The 22,916-nt window shown below is 72.6% G+C and carries 19 protein-coding genes and 1 pseudogene; 8 read left to right on the forward strand and 12 right to left on the reverse strand.

What is annotated here, in order from left to right; genetic code table 11:
* Positions 1 to 18: 18 nt before the first annotated feature.
* Both ACFW6B_RS32755 and ACFW6B_RS32760 read left to right on the forward strand, forming a co-directional pair.
* Positions 19 to 1,488 (forward strand): serine/threonine-protein kinase, encoded by a 1,470-nt coding sequence (locus tag ACFW6B_RS32755; RefSeq protein ID WP_386601842.1) that lies wholly within the window; start codon positions 19 to 21, stop codon positions 1,486 to 1,488.
* Between the two features lie 72 nt (positions 1,489 to 1,560).
* Positions 1,561 to 2,811 carry an MFS transporter gene (locus tag ACFW6B_RS32760; protein ID WP_386601844.1) on the forward strand — a complete coding sequence of 417 codons (1,251 nt, stop codon included), beginning with the start codon at positions 1,561 to 1,563 and terminating at the stop codon, positions 2,809 to 2,811.
* Between the two features lie 40 nt (positions 2,812 to 2,851).
* Here the strand turns inward: ACFW6B_RS32760 and ACFW6B_RS32765 are convergent, their stop codons facing one another.
* Positions 2,852 to 4,096 (reverse strand): MFS transporter, encoded by a 1,245-nt coding sequence (locus ACFW6B_RS32765; RefSeq protein ID WP_386601846.1) that lies wholly within the window; start codon positions 4,094 to 4,096, stop codon positions 2,852 to 2,854.
* A 139-nt stretch (positions 4,097 to 4,235) separates the two neighbouring features.
* On the opposite strand from ACFW6B_RS32765, the gene ACFW6B_RS32770 reads away from it, so the two are divergent.
* The gene (locus ACFW6B_RS32770) at positions 4,236 to 5,198 is read left to right on the forward strand and encodes a LysR family transcriptional regulator (RefSeq protein ID WP_386601848.1); all 963 of its coding nucleotides are present in this window, start codon (positions 4,236 to 4,238) and stop codon (positions 5,196 to 5,198) included.
* Positions 5,199 to 5,265: 67 nt separating this feature from the next.
* Here the strand turns inward: ACFW6B_RS32770 and ACFW6B_RS32775 are convergent, their stop codons facing one another.
* From ACFW6B_RS32775 to ACFW6B_RS32790, 4 genes and pseudogenes are all read right to left on the reverse strand, one after another.
* Positions 5,266 to 6,135, reverse strand: a complete 870-nt coding sequence (locus tag ACFW6B_RS32775) for an SDR family oxidoreductase (protein WP_386601850.1) — start codon at positions 6,133 to 6,135, stop codon at positions 5,266 to 5,268.
* A 348-nt stretch (positions 6,136 to 6,483) separates the two neighbouring features.
* Positions 6,484 to 7,015, reverse strand: a pseudogene (locus ACFW6B_RS32780) (hypothetical protein).
* Between the two features lie 25 nt (positions 7,016 to 7,040).
* On the reverse strand, positions 7,041 to 8,183 hold the full coding sequence (locus ACFW6B_RS32785; RefSeq protein ID WP_386601852.1) for an acyl-CoA dehydrogenase family protein: 1,143 nt from the start codon (positions 8,181 to 8,183) through the stop codon (positions 7,041 to 7,043).
* Positions 8,184 to 8,271: 88 nt separating this feature from the next.
* Positions 8,272 to 9,084: an SDR family oxidoreductase gene (locus ACFW6B_RS32790; RefSeq protein WP_386601855.1), complete on the reverse strand. Its 813-nt coding sequence runs from the start codon at positions 9,082 to 9,084 to the stop codon at positions 8,272 to 8,274.
* Positions 9,085 to 9,571: 487 nt separating this feature from the next.
* On the opposite strand from ACFW6B_RS32790, the gene ACFW6B_RS32795 reads away from it, so the two are divergent.
* Complete coding sequence (locus tag ACFW6B_RS32795) at positions 9,572 to 10,534, forward strand: NAD(P)H-dependent flavin oxidoreductase (protein WP_386601857.1); 963 nt, start codon at positions 9,572 to 9,574, stop codon at positions 10,532 to 10,534.
* 51 nt (positions 10,535 to 10,585) lie between these two features.
* Entirely contained in the window at positions 10,586 to 11,374 is a 789-nt protein-coding gene (locus tag ACFW6B_RS32800; RefSeq protein WP_386601859.1) for an enoyl-CoA hydratase-related protein, read from the forward strand.
* A 74-nt stretch (positions 11,375 to 11,448) separates the two neighbouring features.
* Here the strand turns inward: ACFW6B_RS32800 and ACFW6B_RS32805 are convergent, their stop codons facing one another.
* Both ACFW6B_RS32805 and ACFW6B_RS32810 read right to left on the reverse strand, forming a co-directional pair.
* A complete protein-coding gene (locus tag ACFW6B_RS32805) occupies positions 11,449 to 12,132 on the reverse strand; it encodes a TetR/AcrR family transcriptional regulator (protein WP_386601862.1) in 684 nt (227 codons plus the stop codon).
* Positions 12,133 to 12,187: 55 nt separating this feature from the next.
* On the reverse strand, positions 12,188 to 14,371 hold the full coding sequence (locus tag ACFW6B_RS32810; protein WP_386601864.1) for an MMPL family transporter: 2,184 nt from the start codon (positions 14,369 to 14,371) through the stop codon (positions 12,188 to 12,190).
* Positions 14,372 to 14,707: 336 nt separating this feature from the next.
* On the opposite strand from ACFW6B_RS32810, the gene ACFW6B_RS32815 reads away from it, so the two are divergent.
* Positions 14,708 to 15,883, forward strand: a complete 1,176-nt coding sequence (locus ACFW6B_RS32815; protein WP_386601866.1) for a sensor histidine kinase — start codon at positions 14,708 to 14,710, stop codon at positions 15,881 to 15,883.
* On the forward strand, positions 15,858 to 16,529 hold the full coding sequence (locus ACFW6B_RS32820) for a response regulator (RefSeq protein WP_386601868.1): 672 nt from the start codon (positions 15,858 to 15,860) through the stop codon (positions 16,527 to 16,529). The genes ACFW6B_RS32815 and ACFW6B_RS32820 overlap by 26 nt, the downstream gene beginning before the upstream one ends.
* Before the next feature lie 11 nt (positions 16,530 to 16,540).
* Here the strand turns inward: ACFW6B_RS32820 and rph are convergent, their stop codons facing one another.
* Positions 16,541 to 19,159 (reverse strand): rifamycin-inactivating phosphotransferase, encoded by a 2,619-nt coding sequence (gene rph, locus ACFW6B_RS32825; protein WP_386601870.1) that lies wholly within the window; start codon positions 19,157 to 19,159, stop codon positions 16,541 to 16,543.
* 243 nt (positions 19,160 to 19,402) lie between these two features.
* Entirely contained in the window at positions 19,403 to 20,530 is a 1,128-nt protein-coding gene (locus ACFW6B_RS32830) for a methyltransferase domain-containing protein (RefSeq protein ID WP_386601872.1), read from the reverse strand.
* Between the two features lie 216 nt (positions 20,531 to 20,746).
* On the opposite strand from ACFW6B_RS32830, the gene ACFW6B_RS32835 reads away from it, so the two are divergent.
* The gene (locus ACFW6B_RS32835) at positions 20,747 to 21,154 is read left to right on the forward strand and encodes a hypothetical protein (protein ID WP_386601874.1); all 408 of its coding nucleotides are present in this window, start codon (positions 20,747 to 20,749) and stop codon (positions 21,152 to 21,154) included.
* Positions 21,155 to 21,212: 58 nt separating this feature from the next.
* On the opposite strand, the gene ACFW6B_RS32840 is transcribed toward ACFW6B_RS32835, so the two are convergent.
* From ACFW6B_RS32840 to ACFW6B_RS32850, 3 genes are all read right to left on the reverse strand, one after another.
* Entirely contained in the window at positions 21,213 to 21,521 is a 309-nt protein-coding gene (locus ACFW6B_RS32840; RefSeq protein ID WP_386601875.1) for a hypothetical protein, read from the reverse strand.
* A gap of 39 nt (positions 21,522 to 21,560) precedes the next feature.
* Positions 21,561 to 22,259 carry a VOC family protein gene (locus tag ACFW6B_RS32845; RefSeq protein WP_386601877.1) on the reverse strand — a complete coding sequence of 233 codons (699 nt, stop codon included), beginning with the start codon at positions 22,257 to 22,259 and terminating at the stop codon, positions 21,561 to 21,563.
* Between the two features lie 169 nt (positions 22,260 to 22,428).
* A complete protein-coding gene (locus ACFW6B_RS32850) occupies positions 22,429 to 22,908 on the reverse strand; it encodes a hypothetical protein (RefSeq protein WP_386601879.1) in 480 nt (159 codons plus the stop codon).
* Positions 22,909 to 22,916 lie beyond the last annotated feature (8 nt).

Genomic DNA, 22,916 nt, shown 5'->3' on the forward strand with positions numbered 1-22,916 from the left:
TGCTCTAATCTGACGCGTATGAACGCAGCGGGGGACGTGGTCGACGGACGCTTCGAGCTGATCGAACGGCTCGGCAGCGGGGGCATGGGCACGGTGTGGCGGGCCCGCGACACCGTGCTGGACCGCGACGTCGCCCTCAAGGCCGTGCACCCTGAAGCCGAGGCCTCCCACGCGGTCCGTGAACGGGTCATCCGCGAGGCGAAGGCATTGGCACGGCTCAGCAACCCGCACGTGGTGACCGTCCACCAGATCATCGACACCCACCCCCACCCGTGGATCGTCATGGAACTGGTCCCCGGCCAGTCCCTGCAACAACGCCTGGCCGAAGGCCCGCTGAGCCCGGAGGAGACCGCGCGCATCGGCCGCCAGGTGCTCACCGCCCTGCACGTGGCCCACACCGCGGGCATCCAGCACCGGGACGTCAAACCCGCCAACGTCCTGCTCCGCCCCGACGGCCGGGCCGTGCTCACCGACTTCGGCATCGCCGCCCTCCAGGGCACCACCGCCCTCACCGCCACCGGCGAACTCGTCGGCTCCCCCGAGTACATGGCCCCCGAACGCATCCGCGGCCACGACGACGACCCCGCCTCCGACCTGTGGTCCCTGGGCCTGCTCCTGTACGTGTGCACCGAAGGCGTCAGCCCGCTGCGCCGCGCCACCACCCTCGCCACCCTCGCCGCCGTCCTCGACGACCCCGTCCCACCGCCCGTACGCTCCGGCCCCCTCGCCCAGGCCCTGCAGTCCCTCCTCGTCCGCGACCCCGCCGCCCGCCCCGACGCCGCACGACTCGACCAACTCCTCACCCAGGCCGAGTCGGGCGACGCACCACAATGGGACCGGCCCACACTGACCGCGGTATCGACACCGGCCCCACCCGTCCCGGCGCCGCCCACCCTGCCGGACTCCCGGCTCCCCGGGGATCCGCACCGGCATCGCAGAGCCGCCCTCGCCGTCACCCTCACCCTGGCCGCCGTCGCGGTCACCGCTCTGGTTCTCACCCTGGTCCCGTTCGGCGACGACGAGCCCTCCCACCAGGCCGGAGGCTCCACGCCGAGCACATCCACCACACCCGCCACCACACCTCGGAGTCCGTCTCCACAGCAGAGTTCACCGTCGCGGCGGAGTCCGTCGCCGCAGCAGAGTTCGAGTCCCGTTCAGGCGCCCAGCGAACCCGTGGCCTCCACCCCCGGCCGTTCCGAGCCCTCGCCCCTTCCGGCCGGGACCGGTCGCTGGATCGCCCAGCTGTCCTCCGAGCCCGTCTCCGCGGGCACCGCGGCCCGCGACCGGCACCTCGCGCAGATCCGTGCCACCGTGCCCGAAGCGCTCGTCCTGCGCAGCGACGACTACGCGCCCCTCCGCCCCGGCTACTGGGTGATCTACGCGCCCGGTCCCTTCGCCGACAGCGACGCGGCCCGCGCGTTCTGCGCCGAACGCGGCCGTACGACCACCAACAGTTGCATCAGCCGCTACATCAGCGGCCGTACGTGAGCACGCGGCCGCACGTGAGCCGATGTCCGTTTCGTCGCGGAGGGTTCCGCGGCCACTGCTAGCCTGCCGTTCGTGATCAAAAGTGGTCTCGCGGGCCGAATAGGCCGCATGGCGGGGGACAGCGGGCCCGAGCGCGCGCTGATCGCCGCCAGTTTCGTCAACCGGGTCGGCAACGGTCTGTTCAACGCGGCGTCGGCGCTCTACTTCACCTCGGTCGTGGGCATGCCCGCGGCGCAGGTCGGTGCCGCGCTCACCGTCGCCGGAGTGATCGGCCTGTGCGCGGGCGTACCCGGAGGGCATCTCGCCGACCGGCGCGGGGCGCGCGTGATCATGATGCTGGCCCTCACGGTCCAGGCGGTGTCGATGGCGGCCCTCGTCCTCGTCGAGAACTGGGCCGCGCTCACGGTCGTCGCGACCGTCGACCAGATCGCCGCGGCGGCCGGCGGGGCGGCCTGGGGCGTTCTGGTGGTCCGGGTCGGGGGCGATCGTCCGGCCCTGTTCCGGGCGAAGATGCGCACCTTCGTCAACCTGGGCGTCATCACCGGAACGGTGGGTGCCGGGCTGGCGCTGGCCGTGAACACCCGTGGCGCCTATGTCACGCTGATCCTCGGCAACGCGGCGAGTTTCGCCCTGTGCGCGGCGCTCCTGCTCCTGCTGCCCCGATATCCGGTGCGGGCGGCACCACCGCGGCAGGGCCGCCGGCTCGCTTTCACGGACCGTCCGTTCCTGACGTTCACCGCCCTCTACGGGGCCATGGGACTGCAGTACCCGGTGGTCTCCCTGCTCCTGCCGATCTGGATCTCCGAACACACCGAAGCGCCGCGTTGGACGGTGGCCGCGCTGTTCGCCGTCAACGCCGCCTTCTGCGTGCTGACGCAGACCAGGATCGGCTCCCGCGTCGAAACCCTCCACGACGGCGGCAGGGCGTTTCGCGTCGCGGGGCTGCTCTTCCTCGTCAGCTGCCCGATGATGGCGCTGGCGGCGTACGCCCCTGTCTGGGCGGCGGCGGGACTGGTCCTGGCGGCGGTCTTCGTGCACAGCCTGGGAGAGGTCTGGGAGTCCTCGGCGGGCTTCGCCCTGGGCTTCGGTCTCGCCCCCGACCATGCCCAGGGCCAGTACCAAGGCGTCCTCGGCCTCGGCTTCGGCGCGGGCCAGGCCCTCGCCCCCGCGATCCTCACCACGGTGGTGCTCGGCCTCGGCACGGCGGGCTGGCTGCTGCTGGCGGCGTTCTTCGCGGCGCTGGGTGCCGTCGGCCCGTCTATCGCCCGCTGGGGCGTGCGGACCCGGCCGCAGCCGGGCGTCGCCGCGGAAGCGGTGGGATGACCGCCGCCCCGAGAGCGGCGGGACGACCGGGGAGCGGGCGTCAGGAGCCTGCCGGTGCCGTCTCCGCCCCGGCGACCGGCGCCCCGGCCCGCCGGGGGAGGAGCAGCGGGGTCGCCAGCAGGAGCACGCCGGCCAGGGCGACGGCCGTGCGCGGGCCGAGCAGCGCGCCCAGTACGCCCCACAGGGCGGTCAGGAGCGCGGTCGCGCCCTTGGTCGTCACCGACCAGGCGGTCAGGGTGCGGGCGACCCGGTCCGTCGCGGTGCGTTCGAGGCGGTGGGCGGAGCAGACGGGATTGAAGACCCCGCAGCAGAAGATGAGCCCGAACTCGACGGTCATCACCAGCAGCAGTCCTCCGGTGCCCGGTCCCAGGAAGGCCAGGCCGAGCGGCCAGACCGCACGCAGCGTCCCGGACGCGACCAGGACCCGGCGCTGTCCGAACCGGGTGACCAGCGGTCGTGCCAGCCGTGAGCCGAGCAGCCCGCCGACCGAGGGCGCGGCGAAGGCGAGGCCGTACTGCCACGGTGCGAAGCCGAGCCCGCCGAGCATCAGGACGGCCAGCAGCGGCTGGGCGGCCATCACCAGGCCGTTGAACAGGGAGGTGTTGAGGAACAGCGGACGCAGGGTGGGATCGGCGAGGACGTACCGCCAGCCGTCGAGCAGGTCCGGGGCGCGTACGCGCGTGGCCTCCCGGTGTTCGGGCCGCGGCTCGTGCCCGCCCGCCGCGCGGATGCCGAGGGCGGAGAGCAGGTAGCTGACCGCGTCGGCCAGCACCGTCGCCACCGGACCGAGAAGCCCGATCGCCGCGCCGCCCAGCGGCGGTCCGATGATCGTGGTCGTCCAGGCCGTCGACTCGAACCGGGCGTTCGCGACGAGCAGGTCCCCGGGCGCCACCAGTGTCTTCAGGTACGCGCCGGAGGCGGCGCGGAAGGCGATGTCGGCCGCGGCGACGACGACCGAGACGAGCAGGAGGTGGACGAAGGTGAGCGCGCCGAGCGCGAACGCGGCGGGGATCGTCAGCAGGGCCGCGAACCGCACCAGGTCCATCACCACGAGGACCGGCCGCTTGCGCCGGAACTCCACCCACGGGCCCAGCGGAACCGCCGCGGCCGCGCCCACCGCCGCCCCCACGGAGGCGAGCACGGACACCTCGGCCGGTCCGGCGTGCAGCACCCGGACGGCGATCAGTTCGAAGGAGCCGAAGGCGAGCCACGTGCCGAGCGCGCTCGTCCCGTACGCCCCCCAGAGCCACCCGAACGACCGCCCCAGCCGGTGCCCGCTCCTCATGCCCGACACCCCTCGCCCCTCGCTCCCCACCCGCACGGCCGATCCGCGTCCGAGGACATGAAAGCGAGCACCGCGACCGGGATCAAACAACCGCATGAGCGTGCACCACAACCATCGGTTGTGGCGTTAGGGTGCCTGTGTGGACCTCGAAACCGTCCGGACGTTCGTCGCCGTCGCCGACGCGGGGCAGTTCCAGGAGGCCGCCGTCGAACTGGCGGTCACCCAGCAGGCCGTCTCCAAACGCGTCGCCGGGCTGGAGCGCACCCTCGGGGTGAGGCTGTTCACCCGCACACCGCGAGGCGCCGAGCTCACCATCGACGGCCAGGCGTTCCTGCCGCACGCCCGTGAGCTGCTGCGGGTGTCCGAACGCGCGGTCGCGTCCGTGCGCACCGGCCGCCGTCCGCTGCGCGTCGACATCATCGCCTCGCGCGGCGCGGCCTCGGGCCTGATGCGCGGCTTCCACCGTACGCACCCCGAGGTCGACCTCGACGTGGTGATGCTCCTCGACATCGAGACGGCCGTCGCCGCCGTCCGGTCCGGCACGATCGACGCGTCCTTCCGTGCCGTCGCCGTGCCGGGCCGGACCCTCCCCGAGGACATCGAGTCGGTACGGGTGCTCGACGAGCCGCTCCACCTGCTCACCGGGGCCGGCCACGCCCTGGCGGGAGCCCGGTCGGTGACCGTCGCCGGGCTGGTGGGCCACCGGATCTGGATGCCGGGCCTCGTCCCCGGGTCCGAGTGGGCCGCGTACTACGACGACCTCGCCGCCGAGTTCGGTCTCACCATCGAGGCGACGGGCCCCAACTTCGGCTCCGACGCGCTGCTCGACACCGTCGCCGACACCCCGGAGCTCGCCACGTTCATGGGCGTGCGGACCCTTCCCCGGCTCTCGCCGGGAGACGCCCCCGGCGTCTGGCGCGACGAACGCGGTCTGCGGCTGATCCCGGTGACCGACCCGACCCCCGTCTACCCGCACTCGCTCCTGTGGCACCGCGACGATCCCCACCCGGCGCTGGCCACGCTCCACACCTACCTCGCCGCCGCGGCCGCAGGTCACGACGCGGCCGGGACCTGGACCCCGGGCTGGGTGCTCCCGCGCTGAACACGTCCGCCGCGCGTCCCGCGCGCACGGAGGAGGGGCGGCGCGTCACACCCGCCGGCGGCGTCCCTCACGGGGAGGGAGAGCCGTCGGCCGCCGCGCGCAGTACCTGGTCCAGGGGTGTCGCCCGGTGCCCGGTGAGGTCCTCGACCGCGGTGGTCACGGTGGCGAGCGAGCCGTCGGCGATCGCCGTGTAGGTGGACACCCACGCGTCGAGCTGCCAGTCGGGCGCCCCGTACGCCGCGCGGGAGGCGTACGCCTCCTCGGTCGTCTCCGGTACGTAGGTGACCGGTCGGCCGCCGACCTCGGTGAGGGTCCGGGCCACTTCCGCGAGGGTGAGTGCCTCCGGTCCCGTGAGCTCGTAGGCGCGGCCGGTGTGCGGACGCGGATCGCGCAGGACCGCCACCGCGGCGTCGGCGATGTCGTCCTGGGCGATCAGGGCCGCCCTGCCGTCACCGGCGGGCCCGCGGATCGCGCCGTCCGCGCCCACGAGAGCGGGCATGAAGTCGGCGTAGAGATTGTCGCGGAGGAAGGTGAACGGGATTTCGGCGGCGCGGATGTGCTGTTCGGTGTGCCAGTGGTCCCGGGCCAGTGTGAAGGTCGCGTCGGGGGAGGCCCCGTAGAAGGAGACGTACACGAGGTGTGCGACACGGGCCCGGGCCGCGGCGTCGACGAACGTGCGGTGGTCCCGGAGCCGGTCGGGGGACTCCGAGGCCGAGACCATCAGGACGCGGTCGGTGCCGTGCAGCGCGCGTACGAGGGCTTCGTGGTCGTCGTAGGCGCCGGGCACCGCGATCGCGCCGGGGAGCCGCGGAGCGCGGGAGGGGGTGCGGGCCAGGAGGGTCTGCGCGATGCCGGCGGCGGCCAGCCTGCGCGCGATCCGCCCGCCCAGGCGGCCTGAGGATCCGGTGATCGCGTAGGTGATGTCGGCGGAAGCCAATGCTGTCCTCCATGAGCAGGTGCCGGGCGCCGGGTGCCGGTTTCACCCCGGTGGCCCTGGCGGACGGGGCGGACGGCCGGTCCGCCGGGGTGCGGGTACGGACGAAGAGGCACGGGACGAGGAAGAGGCGCGAGGAGAGGAAGGGATCCGAGGCGGGGAAGAGGTACGAGGCGACGAAGTGGTACGAGACGAGTGTGACGCCGGAGCGGGACGTCTTCGAGGCGGCGGGAGCGCTTCGCCGTGCCGGGGGAGACGACCGTGGCGTCCGAAGGGCGGACGCGGACGCGATGGCAGGTCGTCGGCGTCGTTCCCGGCGAGCCCCGCGTCCGGATGTCACGCGTCCGGACGTCACGCGTCCGGCGTCGTCAGCCAGCGGCCCGGGTGTCCCGGGGGCAGCCGGAGATCCTCGCGCACGGCCGCGTAGTAGCCTTCGCGGCCCCTGCGCTGGCGTTCCAGGAGCGCCTGCCACGCCCGGGGGTCGTGGGTGCCCGCGCGCAGGAACCGTTCCATCTCCATCACCACGGTCACCCATTCCCTGGCCCGGTCCACCACTTCGCGGCTGCCCAGCATGAGCAGGGCCTCTCCCGGAGGATCGCGGTCGTCGGTGGCCCGGGCCAGGAGCGCTTCGGCCTCGGCCAGGGGGCAGCGGGTGCGGATGCGGGTCGTTTCCGATGTGGGCGGCGACCCGGTAGGTGAGGGTCACCGACTTCTTCAGGGACCGCGCGTACTCCGAGTACACGGCGAGACGCCGCTCCTCCCAGCGGCCCGCCTGATCGCGCTCGAAGCGCCGGCGGTCGCTGCGGACGAGAGCCAGGTACGAACCCAGCGCACCGATCACGACGCCTGCGAGAGCGGGGAGTTGCTGAAGAAACGCGGACATGACCGCACCGTACCGACCGCAGGGGTCAGGCGAGCAGCGAGCGTCCGATGATCTCCTTCATGATCTCCGTCGTCCCGCCGTAGATGGTCTGGACGCGGCCGTCGGTGAACGCCTTGGCGATCGGGTACTCGGTCATGTAGCCGTAGCCGCCGTGGAGTTGCAGGCACCGGTCGGCGACGCGCTTCTGCAGCTCGGTCGCCCACCACTTCGCCATCGAGGCGTGGACGGCGTCCAGGGAGCCGTTCGCGTGCTCCTCGACGCACCGGTCCAGGAAGGCGCGTGTGACGGCGCACTCGGTCGCCATCTCCGCGAACTCGAAGCGGACGTGCTGGAGTTCGGACAGCGGCCGCCCGAACGCCTCACGCTCCTTCACGTACCGCGTGGTGATCTCCAGCAGGCGCTCCGCTCCGGCGACGGCGGCCACCGCGATCGTGATGCGCTCCTGCGCGAGGTTCGTCATCAGGTGCAGGAAAGCCCCGTCGAGCTCGCCGAGCAGGTTCTCCTTGGGCACGCGGACGTCGTCGAAGAACAACTCCGCGGTGTCCTGCGCCTTCTGGCCGATCTTGTCGAGGTTCCGGCCGCGCTCGAAGCCCTCCATGCCCCGCTCGACGACCAGCAGCGACATCCCGTGCGCACCGCCCTCGGGTGTCGTCCGGGCCACGACGATCACCAGGTCCGCGCTGATGCCGTTGGAGATGAAGGTCTTGGAACCGTTCAGGACCCAGTGGTCCCCGTGGTCCTCGGCGGTGGTGCGGATGCCCTGGAGGTCGGAGCCCGCCCCGGGTTCGGTCATCGCGATCGCGGTGACGATCGAGCCGTCGCAGAAGCCGGGAAGCCAGCGCCGCTTCTGCTCCGCGGTCGCCAGCGAGGTCAGGTAGGGGCCGATCATGTCGTTGTGCAGGCCGATGGCGAAGCCGGCGGCGTACGCGCGGCCGAACTCCTCGGCGAGCACGGCGCTGTACCGGTAGTCGGTGTTCCCGCCGCCTCCGTACTCCTCCTCCACGGCGAGACCGAGCAGGCCCTGCCGGCCCGCGGCCCGCCAGACCTCGCGGGAGACGATGCCGTCCTCCTCCCACTGCTCGTAGTGCGGCAGCACCTCCTTCTCGAGGAAGGCGCGCACGACCGCCCGGAAGGCTTCGTGGTCCTCGGTGTAGATCAGACGCTTCATGCGGAAGGCTCCTGAGAGGTGAGAAGTGAGAGGCGAGAGGTGAAGGGCGGAGCGGACACGGCCCCGGGAGGGGCCGGTCGAGGCTCCGTCATCGCGCGGCCGAGGCGAGGAAGCGGCCGGCTTCCTCGATCGCGCGGACGCTCTCGAAGGAACCCCCGCCGTCGCAGGGGACGACCGCGCCGGAGATGTAGGCGGCGGCGGACGACGACAGGAACATCGCCAGATCGGCGATCTCCCGCGTGGTGCCGAACCGGCCCAGCGGAACGCTCCCGACCGACCTGTCGCCGTCCGGGTCGTCCCCGGGCGAGAGCCGGGCCAGCCCCTCCGTTCCGGCGATCGGTCCCGGCGCTATCGCGTTCACGCGGATGCCCCTGCCGCCCCACTCCAGCGCGAGCACCCGGGTGAGCTGGTCCACTCCGGCCTTCGCCGCGCACACATGGGCCTGGTAGCGCACGGGGATCGTCGCCTGCGGCGCGGTGATGTTGATGACCGAGGCACCGCGAGCCAGGTGCTCGGAACCGGCGCGCATGACGTGGAAGGTGCCGTTCAGGTCGATGTCCACGACCACCTTGAAGCCGTTCGACGACAACTGGTCCGCCTCGGCGAGGAAGTTGCCGGCCGCGCCGGAGACCAGGACGTCGACCGGACCCCACTCGGAGCGCACCGCCGCGAAGACCTCCGTGACCGACCCCATGTCCCGCACGTCGGCGGTGAAGCCGCGTACCGGGTTCCCGTGCGCGCCGAGCCGCTCGACGGCCGCGTCGACGTTGGACCGTCTCCGGCTGGCCACCGCCACCGAGGCACCCCTCGCGGCGAAGGCCTCGGCGATGGCGAGGTTGATGCCGGACGTGCCGCCGAACACCACCACCCTCTTGCCGCTGAAATCGAACTGGACGTCCATGCGCGTCTCTCCCTGGGGCTTTGTCCGATGCGAACAGCCGCACCGTTCACGGTGGGCTGGGGTTGCGATGACGGCAGCGTCGATGAAGCTGACAAAATAGTCAAGTCTTGGATCGAGCACTTCTGCGGCTTGATGAGCCTGGGGTTGGTGCTTGAGGGGCCTTCTGGTGCTGTGATGCGCGTCTCTTTGACAAAAAAGTCAGGTTGCGGATTCGGTCCGGCGCGTTCCTGGAAAAGCCGCTGGTCGGGCCGTGGACGGGGAGGCCGGGGGCTCGGGTGTCGATGCCGTCGGTCCGCGCGGGCGGCCGGAGAGTGCCCTTGCCCGATTGTGCAACGAGTTGCACAATCGCTGCTCTGTCCTGCTCCGCCCCGCTCCCGCCGAGGCCCCGCCGCCGGCCGTCATGCCGCCGAGGGCTCGACGCACGCTGCCGAAGGACCCGTCATGCCGCTGCCCCCCCGCCCTGTCACGGCCCCTCACGCTGCCCGTCGTGGGCTCGCCCCTGTTCATCGCCTCCGGACCCGAACTGGTCATCGCCCAGTGCCAGTCCGGTGTGATCGGTTCCTTTCCCGCGCTGAACGCCCGGCCCGCGTCGCTCCTGTCCGACTGGCTGGACCGCATCACGGAGGAGAACGCCGCGTACGCGGACGCGCATCCGGACGCCGTCGTCGCCCCGTTCGCGGTCAACCAGATCGTCCACCGCTCGAACGACCGCCTCGAACCCGACATGGACGTGATCGTGAAGCACCGGGTGCCGATCGTGATCACCTCGCTCGGGGCGCGCCCCGAGATCAACGACGCCGTGCACTCGTACGGCGGGATCGTCCTGCACGACGTGACCAGCGACGCCTTCGCCCGCAAGGCCGTCGAGAAGGGCGCCGACGGCGTCATCGCCGTGGCCGCCGGAGCCGGCGGCCACGCAGGGACGCAGTCACCCTTCGCCCTCGTCCAGGAGATCCGCGACTGGTTCGACGGCCCCCTGCTGATGTCCGGCGCCATCGCCCACGGCAGGTCGATCCTGGCCGCCCTGGCCGCGGGCGCCGACCTCGCCTACATCGGATCGGCGTTCCTCTCGACCACGGAGGCCAACAACTCGGCCGCCTACAAGCAGATGATCGTGGACAGCACGGCCAAGGACATCGTCTACAGCAACCTGTTCACCGGCGTCCACGGCAACTACCTGCGCGGCAGCGTCACCGCGGCCGGTCTCGACCCCGACGACCTTCCCGAGTCCGACCCCTCCGCCATGGACTTCGGCTCCGGCGGCAACACGAACGCCCGGGCGTGGAAGGACATCTGGGGATCCGGCCAGGGCATCGGCGCCGTCAAGGAGAGCCGCACCGTCGCCGGACTCGTCGCGACGCTCAAGACGCAGTACGACGACGCGCTGCGCGCCCTCGGGGCGAAGACGCTCGGGGCCACGGTCCGTACGGCCCCGTCGACGACCGCCTGAAGACCCCCTCCCCGTCGGACGACCCGGCACCGATCCAGAAACGGAACCACCATGACCGAAACCACCGCCGTCACCACCTCCACGCGGGGAGGCGTCCGGACGGTCCGGCTCGACCGGCCGGCCCGGATGAACAGCCTGGACCTGAACGCCAAGGCCCGGCTCCTGGACGCGTTGCGGACCGCGGCCGACGACCCGGACGTCCGCGCCGTGGTGCTCACCGGAAGCGGGCGGGCGTTCTGCGTGGGCCAGGACCTGGAGGAAGCACGGTCCGCGGGCGACGCGCAGGCCATGGCCGATGCCGTACGGGAGCAGTACAACCCCCTCGTACGGACGCTCCTGACCATGCCGAAGCCCGTGGTCGCCGCGGTCAACGGGGTCGCCGCGGGCGCCGGCATGGCGCTGGCGCTCGCGTGCGACGTCCGCGTCGCCGCCTCGTCCGCGACGTTCGCCACCGCCTTCGCCGGCATCGGCCTGTCCTGCGACACCGGGATCTCCTGGACCCTGCCCCGCATCGCCGGGCGCGCGGTGGCGCTCGACCTGCTGCTGCGCCCCCGGCTCCTCGGCGCGGCGGAAGCGCTCGACCTGGGACTGCTCCACCAGGTCGTCGCCGACGAGGAGTTCGAGGACACGGTTCGCCGGAACGCGGCCGAACTCGCCGCCGGACCCACGCGCGCGTTCGCCGCCATCAAGGCCGCCGTGACCTTCGCGTCCGGACCGACGCTCGACGCGGCGCTGGAACACGAAGCGCGGCAGATCGCCCTCACCGGCGCCTCGGAGGACTACCGGACGGGCCTGGACGCCTTCCTGGCCAAGCGGAGACCCGCGTTCACGGGGTGCTGAACCCGCCGCGCGGCGACCGCTGCCGTGCCCGCGGGCGACGGGACGGCGCACCCGGACGCGGCGGCCCGCGTGCCTCAGCCGGACGTCGTACCGACGGGGGCGTCGGCGGAAGCCGCCCAGCCCTCGTCCGGCGCGCCCCGCAGGCCGATGGCCGACGCCCACAGCCGCGAGAGGTGGTCGACCACCGTGTCCTCGTCGTAGGACTCGTCCATGGAGAACCTCGCGTGGGCGACCTGCTCGACCATCGACCCCAGCGCCAGCGCGGTCAGCCGGGTGTCCAGGTTCGGGTTCGCCAGCCCCGCGTCCTGAAGGCGCCGGATGCCCCGCGTGGCACGGTCGACGTAGAACTCCCGTATCTCCAGGACCATCTGCCGCAAGGTCTCGTCCGCGGCCGCCCCCTGGTCCACGAGCCGCATCACCTTCGACGCCCGGTCCCAGGCGCGGAGGTAGAGCCGGTTCGCCTCCACCAGCTTGGTGTACGGATCGTCCGCGGTGTCCGGCGGCACCAGGCTGGACGCGAACATCTCGCCGGCGACCGACCGGACGACGTGGTGCAGCAGGTCTTCCCTGGACTCGAAGTACGTGTAGAAGGTGCCGTACGAGACGCCCGCCTCCTGGGCCACCGCCTCGGGGCTGAACGCCGACCAGCCCTGCCGCTCCAGCACGTTGCGGCCGGCGAGGACCAGGCCGTCACGAGTGCGCCGACCACGCGTGGTGGTCGGCGGCGTCGGAGCCGGCTTGGTCCTATGTCGTCCCATGCCCCCATCATCGCACCCGGCCGCACCCGTGAAGGAGGCTCCTGGCGTCGTGGTCCTAGTCGTCCGCGGGGCGCTCGATCGACACCCTCGGGAGCCTTCGGGCGAGTGGCGCGGGCAGCCACCAGGCCCGTGCGCCGAGCATCTGCATGACGGCGGGGACGACGAGACAGCGGATGACCACGGCGTCCAGCAGGATGGCCACGGCGAGGCCGAGCCCGAACTGCTGGAGCATCCGGTCGGAGCTGAGCACGAAGGCGGCGAAGACGACGATCATGATGGCCGCGGCCGCGGTGATGACCTTGCCGGTGGAGGCCAGCCCCTCGCGCACCGACCGTGAGTGGTCCTTGGTGCGCGTCCATTCCTCGTGGATGCGGGAGACGAGGAAGACCTCGTAGTCCATGGACAGCCCGAAGACGATCGCGAAGACCAGAGCGGGGACGAACGCCTCGACCGGCCCGGGCTGCGCGCCGAACCAGCCGTGCTGGAACACGAGCGTGATCACGCCGAGCGAGGCGGAGATGGACAGGAGGTTCAGGACGGCCGCCTTCACGGGGATCCACAGGGAGCGGAAGACCAGCAGGAGAAGGAGCGAGGAGACACCGACGACGACGGCGACGAAGAGCGGCAGCCGGTCGGCGAGCGTCTCGGAGACGTCCTGGGAAGCGGCGGTGGCACCGCCCACCAGGATGCGGGCACCGGTCTCGCGCTCCAGGGGCGGAGCCACGTCGTCGCGCAGGCGGTGCACGAGGTCGACGGTGCCCTCGGACTGAGGAGAGGTCGTCGGGTAGACGAACACCGTGGACAGGGCGCCGTCCTCGGAGGGCAGCGCGGGGCTCGCCTCCGCGACGCCCTCGGTCCCGGCCAGCGCGGCCCGCACCGTCGCCCCGGCGGCCCGCTCACCCTCGACCAGGACGATCAGCGGACCGTTGAAGCCGGGGCCGAACCCCTCGGCGAGCAGGTCGTACGCCTTCCGGGAGGTCGTCTCCACAGGATCGTTGCCGGAGTCCGCGAAGCCCAGCCGCATCCCCAGCGTCGGCGCGGACAGGGCGAGCAGGGCGATCGCACCGACCAGCAGGGTCGGGACCGGGCGGCTCTGGACGACCCGGGCCATGGCGCGCCAGCGGTCGCCTTCGGTCCTTCCCCTCGCCTCCGCCCCGGCCCGCCGCCTGAGGACCTGACCCTGGATGCGCCCGCCGAACAGGGCCAGCAGGGCGGGAAGGAGCGTGAGGGAGGCGGCCATGGTGATCAGGACCGTGACGCTCACGGCCAGGGCGATGCCCTGGAGCGAGCCGAGCCCGAGCGCGACCAGACCCAGCAGGGCGACGATGACGGTGCAGCCGGCGAAGAACACCGTACGGCCGGCGGCGTCCAGGGCCCTGCTGCCGGCCTCGGCGGGACGGGCGCCGTCCAGGAGTTCCTGGCGGTAGCGGTGGAAGATCAGCAGGGCGTAGTCGACGCCCACACCGAGTCCGACGAGCATCAGGATGGGCGGGGTGAAGTCCGCGACGGTGAGGACGTGCGAGGCCAGGACGATCAGGCCGACCGCCCCGCCGACCGCGAAGAGCGCGGTGATCAGGGGCAGGGACGCCGCGAGCACGGAACCGAAGAGCAGCACGAGGACGACCAGGGCGGCCACGATGCCGGCGAGTTCGGCGGTCGGCCCCTCCTTGTCCTCCGCGTTGCGCGCCGCCTCACCGCCGACCTCGACCTGGAGACGGTCGGTCCCGATGCTCCGGGCCGTGTCGATGATCCTGGCGACGTCCTCCCTGGGGACGTCCTCCGTCTTGCCCTCCAGCGTGACGGACGCGTACGCGACCGTGCCGTCCTCCGACACGGCGGAGGCGTCGGCGAACGGGCTCCGCACGTCGGCCACGCCCGCCATCCGCTTCACCCCGTCCAGCATCGGCCCGATCGCGGCCCGGTCGCTCCCGACACCGCCGGCGTCCTTGAAGACGATCTCGACGCTGTCGCCCGCCCGGTCACTGCCGTGCCGCCTGAACAGGTCGGTCGCCGCCTGGGAGTCGGTGCCCGGCAGGGAGAAGTCGTTCTCGTACGCGGGACCGGCCACCGCCGAGCCCAGCGTGATCGCGGCCAGGACCGCCAGCCAGAGGACGACCGCCGTCCAGCGCCTGCGCTGCGCCCAGCCGGCCAGGGCGCCGAACCGGCCGGTACGCGCGGGCCCGGCGGCCCTTGGCGCGGACGGGGCGAGGGACGCGGCCGAGCCGCGGGGGAAAGACATGATGCCTGCCTCGGATTCGAGCGAGTGTTGCGTGGGGTCACCGCCGCGCCCGTCACCGTGCCGGCCGGTGCGGAGCCCGCGGGCGCGCCGACGGGGTCGGCGCCGGTACGCCGGGTGGTGCCGGACGGGGCGGTGATCCCGATCGTGCCCGCGGGCCCGGGCCGCGGGCGTCTGCCCATGGCTGACAACGCGCGTACACCAGCGGTAGTACGTGGATCCGCGCCCTGCACCAGCGGAGGTACGTCACGCGGGCCGGCTCTGCGCCCCTGGCAGGCATTCGGGCCGCGGCGGCGGCATACGCACCGGCCGGGGCCGTGCCGCAGGCAGAATGAAGGCATGCCGCGCCTCGTCCCGACCCGTTTCCGCCTGCCCGGCGGACTCCGCGCCGATCTCCTGGCGGCCCTGGTCGTGCTGGTGCTGGTGGGCGTGGCCGAGGGGCAGCGGCCGGGCCCGGACGGCCACGCGGCGACGTCACCGGCGCTCTCGTGGCTCCTCGCCGCGGCGGTCTGCTGCGCCCTGCTGCCGCGTCGCCGGTTCCCGGTCGCGGTGGGCTGGTTCACCGTGGTCGGCACCGGTGCCTACTACCTGCTGAGCACGGTCGACGGCCCGCTCGTCCTGGTGCCGATCGCGGTCCTGTACGCCCTCGCGTCCCAAGGGCGCCTCCGGGCGTCCGCCGCCATGGCGGCCGTGATGGTCGTCGGCGTGGGCGCGGGCGCCCTCGCCGGGACCGGCGACGTCAACGGCACGGCCGTGTTCATGCTCGGCGGCTGGCTGGTCGCCGTCGTGGCCCTGGGTGCCGTGCGGCACGGACGGGTCGCCTACGCCGAGGAGGAGGCCCGGCTGAGGGCCACCCGGGAGCGACTGCGCATCGCGCGTGAACTGCACGACGTGATCGGCCACAACATGTCCATGATCAACGTGCAGGCGTCCGCCGCCCTGCACCGGCTGAAGAAGGACCCGGGCCAGGCGGAAACGGCGCTCACGGCCATCAAGGAGGGCAGCAAGGAGGGCCTCCGGGAACTGCGGGCCACCCTCGGCGTGCTGCGGCAGGTGGACGAAGCGGCGCCGACGGCTCCCGTGCCGGGCCTGGGCAGGCTCGACGAGCTGGTCGCGTCGGCCGCCCTGGCGGGCATGGACGTACGCGTGGAACGGAACGGGAGCGGACCCTCTCTGCCCGCCGCCGTCGACCTGGCGGCCTACCGCGTCGTCCAGGAGTCGCTGACCAACGCCGCCCGGCACAGCGGCGCCCGCCACGTCGTCGTCCGGCTCGACCACGACGAGAGCCGGCTGGTCCTCACGGTCGAGGACGACGGCCGGGGCCCGCGGCACGGCGGCGACACGGGCGGCAGCGGCATCGCCGGCATGACGGAACGGGCGCGGGCACTGGGCGGAACGCTGAGCGCCCGGCCGGGACGCGAGGGCGGGTTCGTCGTACGCGCCCGGCTACCGTTCACGGACCACGACCAGCCGAGGAGCGGAGCGGTGGATGATCAGGATCCTGCTGGCGGATGACCAGCGGCTCGTCCGCGCCGGGATCCGCTCGATCCTCGACGACGAGGACGACCTCGACGTCGTGGCGGAGGCCGCCGACGGACGGGCGGCCCTCGCCGCCTGCCGCGAACTGCGCCCCGACGTGGTGCTGATGGACATCCGCATGCCCGGCATGGACGGACTGGAGGCCGCGCGGCTCATCTCCGAGGACGAGGAACTGTCGGCGGTGAAGGTCGTCATGCTGACCACCTTCGACCTCGACGACCACGTGTACGGGGCCCTGCGCGCCGGAGCGACGGGGTTCCTGGTCAAGGACACCGAACCCGAGGAGCTCCTGCACGCCGTGCGCGTGGCCGCGCGGGGCGACGCGCTCATCAGCCCGTCCGTCACCCGGCGGCTCATCACCGAGTTCGCGCGCCGCGAGAGGAACACCCGGGAGCCCGACACCCGGCTCGACGCCCTCACCGGCCGTGAACGCGAGGTGATGCGGCTGGTCGCCGCCGGGTGCACGAACGGCGAGATCGCCGCACGGCTGGTGCTCTCCCCCCTCACGGCGAAGACCCACGTCAGCCGCATCATGGCGAAACTCGGCGCGCGCGACAGGTCCCAGGTCGTGGTCATGGCGTACGAGTACGGGATGGTCGTCCCCGGCCGGCCGGACGACTAGGACCTGTCCGGTCAGGACAGGAGTTCCACGTACCCGTCGGTGCCGTGCACGCGGATCCGCTGCCCGTCCCGGATCAGCCGGGTGGCCCCCTCCACGCCCACGACGGCCGGCAGACCGTACTCCCGGGCGATCACCGCGCCGTGCGTCATCGGACCGCCCACCTCCGTCACCAGGCCCGCGACCGCGACGAACAGCGGCGACCAGCTCGGGTCCGTGAAGGGTGTGACCAGGACGTCGCCGGGTGCGAGGTCGGCGTCCGCCATGTCGAGGACGACGCGGGCGCGTCCCTCGACCGTCCCGGCGGAGACGGGCAGGCCGACCAGGGCGCCGTCGGGCGCGTCGTCACGCCGGTAGGACCCGGTGAGGGCCTCACCGTCCGAGGTGAGCACCCGGGGCGGTGTGAGCGTCCGGTACGAGCCGAACTCCTCCTTGCGCCGCCGGATGAGACGCTCGTCGGCCCGGTTCGTGCGGACGACGTCGTGGAACTCCTGGAAGGTGAGGTAGAAGACGTCCTCCTCCTTAGAGAGCACGCCGGCGCGCACCAGGCGTCCGGCCTCCTCCAGCAGGGCCCGCTTGTAGACGAAGGAGCGGCTGACGATGCCGTACTTCGGGTACTCGCGGTACCCGGCGAAAGCCCTGACCTGGTCGATCATCCGCTTGGTGTCGTCCGCCCGGCGCTCCCCGTCCGGCAGGGCCCGCAGACGTGCCAGCACGTCCTCCTCCTTCTCCCGCGCCTTGCGCCGCCCTTGCTCGAAGCGCCGTTCGGCGGCGCCCCTCCCGAAGTTCCTGACGTTGTCGAGGATCACGGGTACGAGCGTGCCGGGGCGCTCGCGCCACCGCGGCCGCGTGATGTCGATCTCGCCGACGCAGCGCATGCCGTACCGGTCGAGGTAGGCCTCGATGGCGTCGCGGGCCTCGGTCCCGCCCGCGAGCTCCGGCAGCTCGTCCAGGAAGCCGTCGCCCTCGGCGCCCTGGAGGAACGCCACCACCTCCGGCCGGGTGCGGATCACGTCGGCGACGTCGAGCAGGTCCAGGCCCATTTCCGACGTGATGTTGTCGGGAGCGGACAGGGTCAGCGTGTCGGCCGCGTTCTTCTCGCCCAGCCACTCCAGCAGCCTGTCGTTGAGCCACCAGGCGGCCTCCATCCCCGCCATGATCGCCCGCATGTTCAGCGGATCACCGAGGACCCGCTTGTGTTCCTCGAAGGCATCCAGCAGGAAGTCGAACAGTTCAGGTCCGCTCTTCGTCCGGATGCCGCGCTCCAGGGCGGCGACGGACGCCCGGCTGCGCTCGATCAGTTCGGTGACGATCGCGGGGTCGGCCTCGGCCGGCATCGACGCCCCGCTCGCGGGCGGTCCGGCGGGGCCCGTGTCCGGGAGCGGGGGGACGAAGTCGCCGCGATCGAGGACGGTCTCCAGAGCGTTTCTGACCAGCGGATCCCCCTTCCCCATGGCGTCCAGGAGGGCGGCGCGGCTCGAGGGCGAGGCCAGGCGCCGGGTGACGTCGACGAACAGCCTCCCCCCGGCCTCGTGCATCGGCACCATGGCCGTGAGCTGCCACATGGAGTACCCCAGCGGCTTCATCGCGTCGGTCATCATCTGCTGATGGCCGACCGAGACGTAGACGTGGTTCTCCTGGTCGTCGGCCTTCGGGACGGGGAACAGCGTCGTGATGGGCCGGCTCTGCACGATCCGGAAGCCGTCGTCGGCCAGGCACCACTCGATGTCCTGGGGGCGGCCGAAGTGCGCTTCGATCCGCCGTCCGAGCCGCACCAGCTCCACGACCTGATCGTCCGTCAGCGACGGCTGCTCCCGCTGCCGCGCGTCGACCGCCACTTCCCGCGTACCACCGCCGGGCAGCGCCCGGACGGCACGCTCCTTGGCGCCGATCGTCCTGACGACGACCTCGTCGTCCCGCACCTTGAAGACGTCCGGGTTCACCAGCCCGGAGACCAGGGCCTCGCCGAGACCGAAGCCCGCGTCCACGGTGGCGGCCTTGCGGTGGCCCGTGACGGGGTCGGCCGTGAACAGGACGCCGGCCGAGTGCGGGAGGACCATCCGCTGGACGACCACGGCCATGCGGACCGTACGGTCGTCGACGCCGTTCCGCCGGCGGTAGGCCACGGCCCGCTCGGTGAACAGCGAGGCCCAGCACCGGCTGACGTGCCGCAGGATCTCCGCGGACCCCACGACGTTCAGATACGTGTCCTGCTGGCCGGCGAACGAGGCCGTCGGCAGGTCCTCCGCCGTCGCGCTGGACCGGACGGCGTAGGCGGCGCGCTCGTCGCCGTGCCGGGCGAGCGCGCCGGTGACCGCCGTCGCGAGGTCACCCGGAACGGCGGTCTCCTCGATGATCCTGCGGATCCGGGCGCTGAGCGTACGGACCGCCTCCCGGTCGTCCGGGTCCAGGCGCGACAGCTCGTCGAGCCGCTCGTCGAGGGACGGCGCCTGCTCCGTGACCCGCCGGAAGGCGTCCGTCGTCACGCAGAATCCGGCCGGAACGCGGACGCCGTCGATCCGCGACAGCCCGCCCAGCTGCGCGCCCTTGCCACCGACGAGCGCGCCCCACGTCTCGTCGACCTCCTGAAGGTCCAGCACGTACTGCCCCTGCTGCCCGTACCGCTCTGTCATCTCCGCCGAATCCCTCGCCCGAACGCGTTCTCGTCCCTGGTCATGCCTTCCCGCCGACGCGTCGTCCGGCCGCTCCGCCGGCCGGGCGACGCGCACCCCGTGTCTTCGCGGGCGGTGGCACAGGCCGACGATTGTGCGCGATGACCGGGCCCTTGCGGCAAGGCCCCCGGTGCGCTATACCTTGGGAGAGGCAAGGAGAGGACTCTCCTTGCCTTTGCCGTTTCCGGTCCTGCTTCCGCCGTGTCAGGCCACGAGCAGACGGAGGCCGAGCTCCGCCGCGTCGAGGGCCACGAGGTCGCGGTTGCGGTCGGCCCACCGCCCCGAGGAGAGGTCCTCGCGGAGCCGGCTCACCGCCCGCTGTTCGGCCTGCGGACCGACCCTCGTCCACACCGACACCGCGCGGCGCACGGATTCGTCCAAGTACGCCTCCGGCCGGCGCCAGTAGGCCTCGAAGAATCCGTCGGCGCAGTCCCACGGAACGAGCACCGGCTCCGCACGGCCCCCGATCGCACGGGTCAGGCCGGCCAGGGAAGGCCACTCGGTGAGGAGGCCGGCGAACTCGGGCAGGTAGTCGCGGACGAGCCAGAACCGCTCACGCCAGGCGGGAGTGCTGGCGTCGTACGTGAACACCACCACGCGGCGGGCCACGCGCCGCATCTCGCGCAGTCCGGCGATGGGGTCCCGCCAGTGGTGAACGGTGCTGAAGGCCATCGCCGCGTCGAAGGACCCGTCCTCGAACGGGAGGTTCTCCGCGTTCGCGGCCACGCACGGCGCCGCGTCCGCGGGACGCTGCGCCCGCATGACCGCCGACGGCTCCACCGCGGTCACGTCGCGGTCCGTGGGTTCGTAGGAACCGGTGCCGGCACCGACGTTCAACACCGTCCGGGCGTCCCCGAGCGCGTCCCACACCCGTGCGGCGATCCGTGGTTCGGTCCGTCGTGTCGCCGGGTAGGCGGATCCGATGGCGTCGTACAACTTCGCTCCGAACATGGTCAGTTGTTCCTCCGGGGTCGTCTCGATGCCCATGGCCCGTGCCTCCAGTTCCCTGTCTATCGCCGTCACCATGGCGGCCGCGCGGTCGCGCTGCTCCATCAGCAGGCCGCGCAACCGGTGCAGCCGTGCGACGGCGTCGGTGGCCGGGTCGTCGACCAGATCCGCGATCTCCCGCAACCCGAAGCCCAGCCGCCGATGGGCGAGCACTTCGCGCAGCCGCTCCACGTCGGCCGCCGCATAGGCCCGGTATCCGGCCGGAGTCCGCGCGGACGGCCGTACGAGGCCGATGTCGTCGTAGTGGTGCAGCGTGCGGACGCTCACGCCGGCCAGCTCCGCCACGCGTCCCACGGTCAGGTGTTCTTCCACGACCCCGACCATGGGGCATGACGTCACGTGAGGGTCAAGCGCCCCTCCCGGATGTGGTCTTGTCAACGCGTGGGCACGCCTTGATAGTTGATCCGTTCGACAGGAGCGGGGCCGACGACGGGGGACAGGGCGATGCGGGGGACCAGGAGTGTGGCGGAGCTCGGTGACAGACGCGGGAGTTACCCGATAGCGGGTGCGACGGGCGGGGTCCTGCAGATGTTCCGGCGCATGATCGTGCTCTTCTTCCTCGTCTTTCTCGGATTCCTGATCTACAAGAGGCCGGACGGCGGGCTCTCCAAGGGGCTGATCTCGGCAGCCGTGATCCTCGGCCTGGTCGGGCTGCGGGCCGCCTGGGGCTGGGCCTCCGTGAGGTTCGGGGCGCGCCTGTGCCACATCCACACCGGCGGTCTCGCCGTGACCGGTCTGTTCGGCCAGGTGAAGCACGTGATTCCGTGGGACCGGATCACCGAGTTGAGGCACGTCTCCAACCTGTCGCCCCTGCTCACCTTCCACCGCTTCGAGCTGGAGCGCCGCGACGCCAGAACCGTGGCGATCCTCGTCCTCAAGGCGAACCCGGAGTTCGTCCCGGCCCTGAAGAGGGCGTCGGAGCTGGCCGGCATGCGCACGGAGCAATGAGCCGGCGCACGTCGACGCGGACGGCGGGCCGGTGGGCGCCGGTGGGTCCGGGTCCGGGTCAGGTACGGGGCGGCAGCGCGGCACCGGGCGTCTCGTCGGCGACGAGGAAGAGTCTGAGACGGCACTCGTCCTCCGCCTCGACGCCCACCTGCCGCCCCCAGTGGGCGGAGAGCCGGTGCGCGACGTCGACCAGCCGGCGGCGGTCCTCCCGGGTGTACGCGGGGTACCGTGCCCACCCCTCGTCGGCGATCCTGTTGCCGAGTTCGGTGAACAGCAGTGACCGGAAGCGCGCCTCCTCCTCGGCGGAGAGCGGTTCGGGCGCGTCCTCCGCGGGCCGCGTTCGGACGTTGTACAGGTCTCGTATCACCGCTCGGCTCGCCCTCTGCTCCGGATCGTCCGCGCGAGCCTACCGGTACGGGCCGGCCGGTACCGGGGGACCGGCCACGCCGACGCAGGCCTCGTTGCCCTCGGGGTCGGCCAGTACCCAGTTCGACGGGGCGCCGGCGTCGCTCACGAGACGGCCGCCCGCCCCGAGGGCCGCGGCGATCCGCGCCCGGGCCCGGTCGTACGGCACCCACACGTCGATGTGGACGCGGTTGCGCCGCGGGCTCCGGGCGTCCGTCGTCCGGAAGTGGAACGGCGCCCCGCGGCCGCCCGGGTCGACCAGGTGCTCGCCGCTGTCCGAGCGGTCCCGGTAATCGAGCAGGGCGCGCCAGAACGGCGCCACGTCGGCACCGGAGAGCGCGTCCACGGTGACCTGGACGGTCTGGACGGCGGACGGGTCGGCCGTGATGTCCAGCGAGCGCGTGAGCGCCGAGATCTCCCCGGCGAGATCGAGGTGCCGCTCGGTCAGCCCGTGGTGGTCGTCCGTCAGGGGGACCAGCCGCACGGTCACACCCTCCCGGCGCAGGTCGACGTCCGGGTGGTCGTCGACGACCCCGGGCAGCTCGCTGATGGCCCGCACGAGCCGGGCGCCGGCCGCGAACGACCCGGTGCGGAAGTAGGCGCACGCCCCCTCGCCGACCACACGCCAGTCCTCCAGGCCGGCGGTCTCGTGGAAGCGCTGCGGACTGACGCGTCCGGTCCTGTTCTCTCCCTCGATCATGCCGCCAACGTAGCGCGCGGTGCGGACCGTGGACGCCGCCGACCGGCTGTCCCCCGCCGGTGTCGTACGGCCCGAGGTGGCCGCCGGGCCGGGAAGCACCGGCGCCGGGCGGTACGGCGCGACGGATGCGGACGTCAGCCTTTCTGGGGACAGGGCTCGCGCGCGGGCGTCAACCGACCTCCGCCCGTGCCGCCTCCAGGAACTCCTTCTGCGGGCCCTGGAGCCGGTCCCATATCGAACCCTCGGCCGAAGCCTGGGCGGGTTCGCGCCACACGACATGACTCAACGCCTGGGCGTACGCCCGGGCGCGCAGGTGGAGCTCCGGCCGGAACAGGACCTGGATCATCCGCTCGCCGACCCACAGACGATCGGTGACGTCCCTGGCCGCCTTGAACCACTCGGGGGTTCCGGCGGCCTCCCAGTCCGGCGCCGTCTCGCGTTCCTCGGCGACGCGTGCCGTCTGCTGTCCGATGTCGATGAACTCCCGCAGCAGAGCCAGCCGTTCGACCCTCCTGGCCTCGGCCAGCTCGGCGGCCCGCCGTCTGTCCTCGTTCCTGCCCGCCTGGCGTCCGGCGGTGATCTGCGCCAGGTACGACAGGCCCCCTCCCAGGACGACACCCACCAGCGAAGCCCACACCTGCGTCTGCATGGCGGATG

It is taken from the genome of Streptomyces sp. NPDC058751, assembly GCF_042746485.1.
Classification (GTDB): domain Bacteria; phylum Actinomycetota; class Actinomycetes; order Streptomycetales; family Streptomycetaceae; genus Streptomyces.